Raw genomic sequence first — 9,071 nt, 5'->3', positions numbered from 1 at the left:
CGGACCTCGACGAGCGCTGGCGTCAGGCCCAGGCGTTGACCGACGCCCGGATGGACGAACTGATCGACTCCGAACTCGACGCCGGCGAGCGCGCTGAGCTGACCAAGCTCCTCGGCGAGCTCCAGGCGGCCCGGTTAGGGTGAATCTGGGCCATAAACGCAGGTCTGAGCCCCGCGAATGACTTAGTGTGACCCGGTTGCAGCGCCCAAAACCGGGGTACCCTATGCTTAGTCTCGCTCCCGGGGATGACCTGAGAGCGCGGTCGGATCGGTTCGGTTGACCGAAAGCGGCCGGGCTCCCATCGTCCAGCGGCCTAGGACTCCGCCCTTTCAAGGCGGCAACGCGGGTTCGAATCCCGTTGGGAGTACGCAGTACAGTAGTAATCAGTGACAAAAGAGGGTTCCAAAGACGCGAAGCAAGTAAGGCCCAGTGGCGCAGTTGGTTAGCGCGTCGCCCTGTCACGGCGAAGGTCGCGGGTTCGAGTCCCGTCTGGGTCGCAAAAGCGTTCGGCAGTGAAGAAGTAGGCCGGCGTCTAGGCCAGGTAGCTCAGTTGGTACGAGCGCTCGCCTGAAAAGTGAGAGGTCGCCGGTTCGACCCCGGCCCTGGCCACAAAAACACCCCCACTCCGGGGGTTTTTTGCTTTCCAGCCCCCATCCCACCCACGTGCAGCTCACCTACACAGCCGCGCAACACGGCTACGAGAACGTGCAACACCCGTGTTCCCCACTCGCGTAGCTGTGTTTCCCGTCTGGGTAGCTGTGTTTCCCGTCTGGGTAGGTGTGTTCCCCGCTTACGTGGTGATGCGGACGATCGCGACGGGGCCGCGCACCGCGAGGTGACCGGTCACCAGGGCTGCGTCCAGGTGACCAAGCTGGTGTCCGGCGATCGTGACGCCGTTGGACAAAGCCAGCAGGGCAACTTCGCGCTCGACGCCGTCGAGCGACAGGACCATGCCAGAACCCTCGACACCCATGATCGTCCGATCCACTCCGGGAAAGACCGAGAACGGTCCGCTCGTGGAGACGTCGGCGACGCTCACCCGCCAGCCGAAGTCCGAAAACCCTCCGGCGACTTCCCGCGTCACTCCGCCGCCGTTCTTCCATGGCACCGGCACGTGATCCGCCCAGCGAAGTACGGAGATGGTCATTTTCCGGGGCGGGGCCAGGGGTGGTTTGGCGTGATCAGGGGAAACAGGTCCTCCGCCGCGGTCGGCCGCCCGAGGTAGAAACCCTGCGCCTGATCGCAGTTCAGTTCCTTGAGGATCTCCAGCTGACGAGCCGTTTCCACGCCTTCCGCGACGACGACCAGGTCCACCGCGTGCGCCATCACGATGATGCTGTTCACGATCGCTTCGGCGTCCTTGGATTCGCCGAGAGGGGTGATGAACGAGCGGTCGATCTTGAGCGTGTCCAGGGTGAGCCGCTGGAGCTGCGCGAGTGACGAGTACCCGGTGCCGAAGTCGTCGATGGCGAGGCCGACGCCGAGTCCGCGCAGCTCGGTCAGCACTTCGATCGCGGCCGCCTGGTCGCGCATGAGGGCGCTTTCGGTGACTTCGAGACACAGCGCGCCCGCCGGGAGGCCGGTCATGTCCAGCGCGTCCTGCACCGCGGGGACGAGCCGCGGGTCGTCGAGTTGCCGCACCGAGAGGTTCACCTTCAGGTGCAGGTCGAGGCCGTGTTTGGCGCGCCTTTCCGTCAGCTCGCGGGTGGTCGTGCGCAGCATGTGGGTGCCGATGAGGTTGATCAGATCGCTTTCCTCGGCCAGCGGGATGAACTCCACCGGCGAGATGGACCCGTGCACCGGATGGTTCCAGCGCAGCAGCGCCTCGACGGCGACCATGTGACCGCTCTTGAGGTCCACGATCGGCTGGTACGCGGTCCACAGCTGGCCGTTCTGCAGCGCGTCGCGGAGGTCCTGTTCGAGGCTGAGCCGCCGTTGCATCCGCATCCGCAGTTCGACGTCGAAGAACTCGTAGCGCCCGCGGCCGCGGGTTTTCGCCTGATACATGGCGACGTCGGCGTCCCGCAGGAGGTCTTCGGCGACGCGGTCGTCGTCGGGGCCGGCCATGACGATGCCGATGCTGGCGTCGACGTGCAATTGCCTGCCGTTGATGACGATCGGCTCGGTGAGGTACTCCCGCAGGTGCCCGGCGAGCGCGCGCACCTCGCTGGGTTCGGTGAAGTCGACGCTGACGACGACGAACTCGTCCCCGCCCAGCCTGCCGACGACGTCGCCCTGCCGGACACCGCGGCGCAGGCGTTCGCCGGCGATCCGCAGCACCTTGTCGCCGACGTTGTGGCCGAGCGAGTCGTTGATGACCTTGAACTTGTCGAGGTCGATGAAGAGCACCGTGGTCATGCTCGCCCGCTCCGGCCGCCGCAGCGCGGCGCTGAGCCGGTTCAGCACGAGAGTCCGGTTCGCGAGTTCGGTCAGCGGGTCGTGGGTCGCCTCGTGGGCCAGCCGTTCGCCGATCGCGCGGCGTTCGGTGATGTCGGTGAACGACGTGACGACGGACGCGGGGCCGGTGTCGTCGGGGTTCAGCAGGCGGGCGGTCAGCGACAGCCACACGTTCTGCCCGTCGGGCCGCCGGACGCGCAGCACGCGGCGGGTGCTCGGGTTGTTGTGGTCGCGGGCCTCCGGCGAGGGGTAGGAATGCGGCGGAATGCGCTTTCCTTCTTCGTCGTAAAGCTCGAGGACGGTCGAGAGCAAGCCGAGCAGTTCGTCCTCGCTCATGCCCAGTATCCGTTGTGCCGCGGGATTCGCCGACTCGATCAGCCCGGTCGGCCCGATCACGACGATGCCTTCGTCCACGAAGGCGACCACTGTGCTGTAGTGCTGCTCGGCGCGCCGCCGCGCGGTCTCGTCGGCGCACAGCAGGACGTACCCGCCCGCCATCTCGGCGGCGGACACCCGGATCGCCAGCGCGGAGCCGTCGGAGCGCCGATGGATGCTCTGGACCACGCCGCCGGTCTGCAGGATCGACTTCGGATCCAGCGAAGCGCCGACGACTTCGCTCACCGGCCGCCCCAGGACGTCGGCCGCCGGAACGCCGTAGACGGCCTCGGCCGCCGGGTTCCAGCTGTGGACTACGCCATCCGCGCTAGTGCCGATAATCGCATCACTCACATGGCCGACGAGTGCCACCTGATAGTGGAGCGCCGCTTCGGCCGTCTTCTGGGCGGTCACGTCGCGCATGATCACCTGGAACGCCGGCCGGCCTTCCCAGGTCGTCCGCACCGACACCGTTTCGACGACCAGCGTCGAGCCGCCGAACTGGGTGAGCAGCAGTTCGGCCGGTTCGGACACCGCGCCGGGCGTGGTCAGCGACGTGATGCGCTGCTTCATCCCCGGCACCGACAGCGGATCGACGAAGTCGGTGATCGGGATACCGAGCACGTCCGCCGGCGAGTTCGCCTTGATGAACCGGACCGCGGCCGGGTTCACATACTTCAGGATGCCGTTTTCGTGCACGCAGATCGCGTCGGGGCTCAGCTCGACGAGCAGCCGGTAGCGGTCGGCCATGTCGGCCAGATCCTGCCGGTCGGCGTGCCGCCGGGTGATGTCGGTGGCGATACCCAGCAGGCCACGGCCGCGTTCGTTGGCGTACGTCCTGGCGCTCAGGCGGAGCCAGCGCCGCTCGCCCGGCGGGCTCTCGAACGCCTGTTCGAGCTCGAAGTCCTGCCAAGGCGGGGCGTCCCTGGCCGACTGGGTCAGCGGTGCGATGAGGTTCGCGAGGAGGCGCTCGATCTTGCGGGAGGAGGACGCCGGGATGCCGAGCAGGTCCCCGAGGCCGGGCATCCAGCTGAGGGTCCCGTGCGCGAAATCCACCGCCCAGATCACCGCGGAATCGACGGACAGCGCCAAGTCGGCGATGAGCTCGTAACCGAGTGCCGAGGTGATCGTTGCCGCGTTGATATCGGCTGGGCCTTTTACCCCGAGGGCGTCAGCCTCCATATTGTATCCGATCCCCCGAGTTCTCCGTGGAAGCTCGATTACACCACCGACTGCCCTCGGTGTATATCCACGCGCCCACTCTCGCCATCGTAAGTCGGTTCTCGTCGCCGGGACAGCTGTGATACGCCGAACAGAGGGTATGACATTGGTCTCGAATGAATTGGGTATCTGTGGTATTGGTGCCGTACGTGGCTACGGATGGGGGACCGAACGGCTGTGGGACGGCCGTCGCCGAGGGCCCGGTTACGGCCGTGGTCTGGACCAAAGTGCCTGGCTGGCGCTGGTGCCGGAAGGTGGTGACCGGGGTAGCCGGGTGGGCTTCATTCACGCGGTCGTGCTCGGAGAGGTGGATCTCTGGCGAGACTTCTACCTCAGCCGGGACGGCCGGGTGCCGTGGCCCGAGTTCATCTCGCTGATGTCGTCGATGGGGTGCAGGCCATGTGTCCGGCTGCGGCACGCGGTCTCCGACCGCGAACCGCCGGACGCGTGCCACCCGTTCCAGGAGGGCAGTTCCGGCTCCGGGTCGGGAAGGCGTCTGTCGCGTTTGTACTGTCGGCAAGGTCCGCGACGCCGTACGTTCATCTGCGCGGCGGGGCCATGGAGTCGTTGGTCCAGCTCTCGGAGTGCTTCGCCGACGCGCTAGCGAACGCGGATGTGCACGCACATCGCCACGTTGGCCGATGAACGCGGTTACCTCCGGGCGCTCCCGATAATTTCCCGGGCCATCCCCGGTTGCTCAATGGCCCGGCGCCGATTTCCAGGGGAATTACTGTCAAGTCGTCAATGGGAATGGTGGGCCTAATTCGGTGCTCGTACTCGCGTCACCGAAGTGATGTGAATACATGAAATGATCTTCATTTCCTGGGGAAATCCCCACTCGGAGACTGCTGGAAGAAAATTCCGCGAGCGCGGCCGCGACGTGACGTGCTGAGCTCGGGATCTCTTCTGTGGCGGCATGACCGGCCGTTCAAGTCGATGTCACGCCGTGCGATCAAGACTAACGTGAACACTGTTCATCTTGGTCAAGGTGACCCGGAGTGAATACTCTGTAAGGACTCACCCGTTAGAGTGATCTCAGACTCAGGTAAATTCATCGCCAACTCCGCTCGGTGGTGCCTGGATCTGGGATATGAAGGCACTCTTCGGATTTCCGCAGCGAAAGGTCTCCGCGTGAACAACGAGGTGTGGGTCACGCAGCCCATCCCGCGCGAAGCGTGGGACGAAGCGCCGCCGTCGAAGCCGAAGATGCGCTGGCGGATGGTCGCCGTGATGGCCGCGGTGGTTCTCGGGTGCGGCGCGGCCGCGTTCCTGGTCCACCTGGGCTCGACGGTGAACCGGCAGGCGGAGCAGATCGAGCAGGTCGGCATCATCCAGATGCCCGATCGCACCTCCGGCGTCGCCGGCCCCGGCACGACCCCTGAGCCGGACTCCGCGCCCGGCGGGACCGGTGCCGGGACCCAGACCACCACGAAGACGACTTCGTCCTCGCAAGATCCCACGTCGGAGACGTCTTCGATCGAGCAGACCTCCGAGACCACTTCCACGTCGGAGACCACGTCGGGCACCAACCCGGCGACCACGACACCACCTCGCAATACTTCGCAGCCCGAACCCGCGAAGCCGCCACCCAGTACGACAAAGACGACAACCTGCTTCCTCTTGATCTTCTGTTCATCCTGATCTTCTGCTGAGATCGGCCGGACCAGGGAAGATGGGCCCGGGCGTGCCGAGCGGGTGCGCCGGGGAGGGTCCGCTCGTGGCGTCGAAGATCAAGGACTGGCTGCTCGAAGGTGAGCACAAGCGCGCCCAGCAACTGAAGGGCGGCAAGGGCGAACCGGTCAAGAAGCACGAGCATCCGTGGTGGAAGGTCATGTGCCTGACCGGCGTCGACTACTTCTCGACGCTCGGCTACCAGCCCGGTATCGCCGCGCTCGCCGCCGGAGTCCTGTCACCGATCGCGACGGTCGTGCTCGTCCTGCTCACGCTCGGTGGCGCGCTGCCGATCTACCGCCGGGTCGCCGCGGAAAGCCCGCACGGCCAAGGCTCCATCGCGATGCTGGAGAAGCTCCTGTCGTGGTGGAGCGGGAAGCTGCTGGTCCTCGTGCTGCTGGGGTTCGTCGCGACGGACTTCGTCATCACCATCACGCTGTCCGCCGCCGACGCGACAGCGCATGTCGTGGAGAACCCGTTCATCCCGAAATCCTTCAACGGCAACGAAGTCATCATCACGATGATCCTGATCGCGTTGCTCGGCGCGGTGTTCCTCAAAGGATTCGCCGAGGCGATCGGGGTCGCCGTGGTGCTGGTGGGGACCTATCTGACGCTCAACGTCGTGGTGATGATCGTCGCGATCGAGCACGTGCTCACCAGTCCGCAGCTGGTCGTCGACTGGAAGAACCTGCTCGTCTCGGAGCACGGGAATCCGTGGCTGATGATCGCGGTCGCGCTGCTCGTGTTCCCGAAACTTGCGCTCGGCCTGTCCGGGTTCGAGACCGGGGTTTCGGTGATGCCGCTGGTCAAGGGCGCTCCCGACGACGATCCGCGCGAGCCGGCCGTCCGAATCCGCAACACCCGGCGCCTGCTCGTCACGGCCGCGTTGACCATGAGCGTCTTCCTCATCACGAGCAGCTTCGCCACGACAGTGCTGATCCCGCAGGACGAGTTCAAGGCGGGCGGCCAGGCCAACGGCCGCGCGCTCGCGTATCTCGCGCACAACTACCTCGGTGACATCTTCGGCACGCTCTACGACGTCAGCACGATCGCGATCCTGTGGTTCGCCGGCGCGTCGGCGATGGCCGGGCTGCTCAACATCGTGCCGCGGTACCTGCCGCGCTACGGGATGGCGCCGGACTGGGCCCGCGCCACCCGCCCGCTCGTGATCGTGGTTTCGCTGATCGCCTTCGTCATCACGCTGATCTTCAAGGCCAGTGTGGAAGAACAGGGCGGCGCGTATGCCACGGGTGTGCTGGTGCTGATCTCGTCGGCGGCCCTCGCGGTGACGCTGTCGGCGCGCCGGAAGAAGCAGACGAAGGCGTTCGTCGCGTACCTCGTGATCACCGTGGTGTTCGTCTACACCACGGTCGCCAACATCATCGAGCGTCCGGACGGCGTGAAGATCGCCGCCTTCTTCATCTTCGCGATCGTGCTGACGTCGTTGATCTCACGGGCGACACGGTCCCTGGAGCTGCGGGTCGAGACGGTCGAGTTCGACGCCGCGGCCAAGCGGATCCTCGAGAAGGCCGTGCGCAGCGGTGAGATCCGGATCATCGCGAACGAGCCGGACGCGCGCGACGAGCAGGAGTACCAGGAGAAGGAGCAGGAAGCCCGCGAGAACCACAACATCCCGTTCGACTGCACGATCGTCTTCCTCGAAGTCACCATCAGTGACGCTTCCGACTTCGAAACCACCGTGCGTGTTCGCGGCGAAAAGCGTTACGGGTACCGGATCCTGCGCGTGAAGAGTCCTTCCATTCCGAACACGATCGCGGCGATCCTGCTCTACGTCCGGAACGAGACCGGCAAGATCCCGCACATCTACTTCTCCTGGACCGAGGGCAATCCGTTCAAGTTCATCCTCCGCTACCTGATCTTCGGCGACGGCGACATCGCGCCCGTCACGCGTGAGGTGCTTCGGCGGGCGGAGCCGGATCTGAAGCGACGTCCGATGGTGCACGTCGGCTAGCTCCCAGGTGGTTGAACAGCAGGTTCAGCGCGAAGGCCACGACCGCGGTGATGGTGATCGGGCTGCCGCAGACGATCTGCAGCCAGTCAGGGAAGTTCTTGAAGAAGATCGACCCGCCGAACTGGTCGAGCGAAACCGCGGGCAGCATCCCGACACCGATCGACACGGCCACGACGAACGTGTTGTGGTTACCGCTGAACTCGACCTTCTTCAACGTCTGGATCCCGACGGCCGCGACCATCGCGAACATGACCACCGCGACCCCGCCGATCACCGGCTCGGGTACCGCGGCGATGAACGCGCCGACCTTCGGCACCAGGCCCATCACGACCAGTACCCCGCCGGCGAACGCGACGACCCAGCGGCCGCGCACGCCGGTCATCTGCACCAGGCCGACGTTCTGGGCGAACGCGGTGTCGGGGAAGGAGTTCATCACGCCGCCGAGTACCGCGGAGAAACCGTCGGTGGCGAGCCCGCGAGCCAGGTCCGAATCGGTCGGCTTCCGGCCCACGATCTCCCCGACGGCGAGCAGGTCCGCGGTCGATTCGGTGTAGGTCACGAGCATCACCACGCACATCGACATGATCGCCGCGGCCTGGAACTCCGGCGGGCCGAAATGGAACGGTGACGCCAGCCCGAACCAGCTTGCCTCACGCACGCCGGCGAAATGCACCAGGCCCATCGGGATCGCCACGACCAGCCCGATCGCGACGGCCAGCAGCGGCCCGATCTGGCTCACGAACCCGCGCAGGAACCGCGTGAACAGCACGAGCAGGGCGATCACCAGGAACGCCAGCCCGATGTTCGACGGCGCCGCGTAGCCCGGGGCCCCGGTGTCGTGCCCGGCGATCATCGCCGCGCCGGGGCCGATCAGCGAGATGCCGATGACGGCGAGCAGCGTGCCGGAGACCAGCGGCGGGAAGAACCGGATCATCTTCGCGAACGGCTTCGCGATCAGCAGCCCGAAGACACCGGACGCGATCATCGCGCCGTAGACCGCCTGCATGCCGTACTGCGCGCCGATCATGATCATCGGGTTGACCACGCTGAACGTCGCGCCCGCGACCACCGGCAGCCGGATGCCGAGGATCTTGCCGATCCCGACCGACTGGATGAGCGTCGCGATGCCCGCGACCAGCAGATCGGCGTTGACCAGCAGGCCGATCGTCGGTTCGTCGAGCTTCAGCGCGCTGCCGACGATCAGCGGCACGGCGACGGAACCCGCGTACATGATCGACATGTGTTGCAGGCCGAGCAACGCCGTCTTGCCGACGGGGAGGAGCTCGTCGACCGGGTGTTTCGGGGTTCGTGGCATGTGGGTCCCTTCGACGCCGTGTTCCGGGTGACAGCCAACTGGTTCCGCGTGACTGGGTCGGGAGGGTGAGGGTTTGGTTTCGCGCGTGAGGGTGCACAGATCGCGCTCGGGTGTGCACAG

5 protein-coding genes and 3 tRNA genes are annotated in these 9,071 nt (G+C 66.0%); 5 read left to right on the top strand and 3 right to left on the bottom strand.

All coding sequences use genetic code 11. The annotated features are described in order from the left end of the window. Window positions 1-294: 294 nt before the first annotated feature. From VGP60_RS39280 to VGP60_RS39270, 3 genes are all read left to right on the top strand, one after another. Window positions 295-367 (top strand) — tRNA-Glu (locus VGP60_RS39280). A gap of 56 nt (window positions 368-423) precedes the next feature. Next, window positions 424-497: transfer RNA gene (locus tag VGP60_RS39275), tRNA-Asp, on the top strand. Between the two features lie 38 nt (window positions 498-535). After that, window positions 536-609, top strand: a tRNA-Phe gene (locus tag VGP60_RS39270). A 181-nt stretch (window positions 610-790) separates the two neighbouring features. Here VGP60_RS39270 and VGP60_RS39265 read toward each other — a convergent pair. Both VGP60_RS39265 and VGP60_RS39260 read right to left on the bottom strand, forming a co-directional pair. Then, a complete protein-coding gene (locus tag VGP60_RS39265; protein WP_327553299.1) occupies window positions 791-1,147 on the bottom strand; it encodes a HutD family protein in 357 nt (118 codons plus the stop codon). Beyond that, window positions 1,144-3,954: a sensor domain-containing protein gene (locus VGP60_RS39260; RefSeq protein ID WP_327553298.1), complete on the bottom strand. Its 2,811-nt coding sequence runs from the start codon at window positions 3,952-3,954 to the stop codon at window positions 1,144-1,146. The genes VGP60_RS39265 and VGP60_RS39260 overlap by 4 nt, the downstream gene beginning before the upstream one ends. A gap of 1,170 nt (window positions 3,955-5,124) precedes the next feature. Here VGP60_RS39260 and VGP60_RS39255 point away from each other — a divergent pair. Together VGP60_RS39255 and VGP60_RS39250 are read left to right on the top strand one after the other, a co-directional pair. Beyond that, window positions 5,125-5,634 carry a hypothetical protein gene (locus VGP60_RS39255; RefSeq protein WP_327553297.1) on the top strand — a complete coding sequence of 170 codons (510 nt, stop codon included), beginning with the start codon at window positions 5,125-5,127 and terminating at the stop codon, window positions 5,632-5,634. A 76-nt stretch (window positions 5,635-5,710) separates the two neighbouring features. Next, on the top strand, window positions 5,711-7,636 hold the full coding sequence (locus VGP60_RS39250; RefSeq protein ID WP_327553296.1) for an amino acid transporter: 1,926 nt from the start codon (window positions 5,711-5,713) through the stop codon (window positions 7,634-7,636). Here VGP60_RS39250 and VGP60_RS39245 read toward each other — a convergent pair. Beyond that, the gene (locus VGP60_RS39245) at window positions 7,569-8,951 is read right to left on the bottom strand and encodes a nucleobase:cation symporter-2 family protein (protein WP_327553295.1); all 1,383 of its coding nucleotides are present in this window, start codon (window positions 8,949-8,951) and stop codon (window positions 7,569-7,571) included. The genes VGP60_RS39250 and VGP60_RS39245 overlap by 68 nt on opposite strands. Between the last annotated feature and the right edge of the window lie 120 nt (window positions 8,952-9,071).

This window comes from Amycolatopsis sp. (assembly GCF_036008905.1).
Taxonomy (GTDB): Bacteria; Actinomycetota; Actinomycetes; order Mycobacteriales; family Pseudonocardiaceae; genus Amycolatopsis.
Note: the sequence above shows the minus strand (reverse complement) of the source record. Positions and strands in the feature narration are given on the sequence as shown.

Excerpts from the sequence above, each read along its gene's own strand:
- VGP60_RS39265 (WP_327553299.1), bottom strand. The coding sequence starts at position 1,147 with ATGACCATCTCCGTACTTCGCTGGGCGGATCACGTGCCGGTGCCATGG.
- VGP60_RS39260 (WP_327553298.1), bottom strand. The coding sequence starts at position 3,954 with ATGGAGGCTGACGCCCTCGGGGTAAAAGGCCCAGCCGATATCAACGCG.
- VGP60_RS39245 (WP_327553295.1), bottom strand. The coding sequence starts at position 8,951 with ATGCCACGAACCCCGAAACACCCGGTCGACGAGCTCCTCCCCGTCGGC.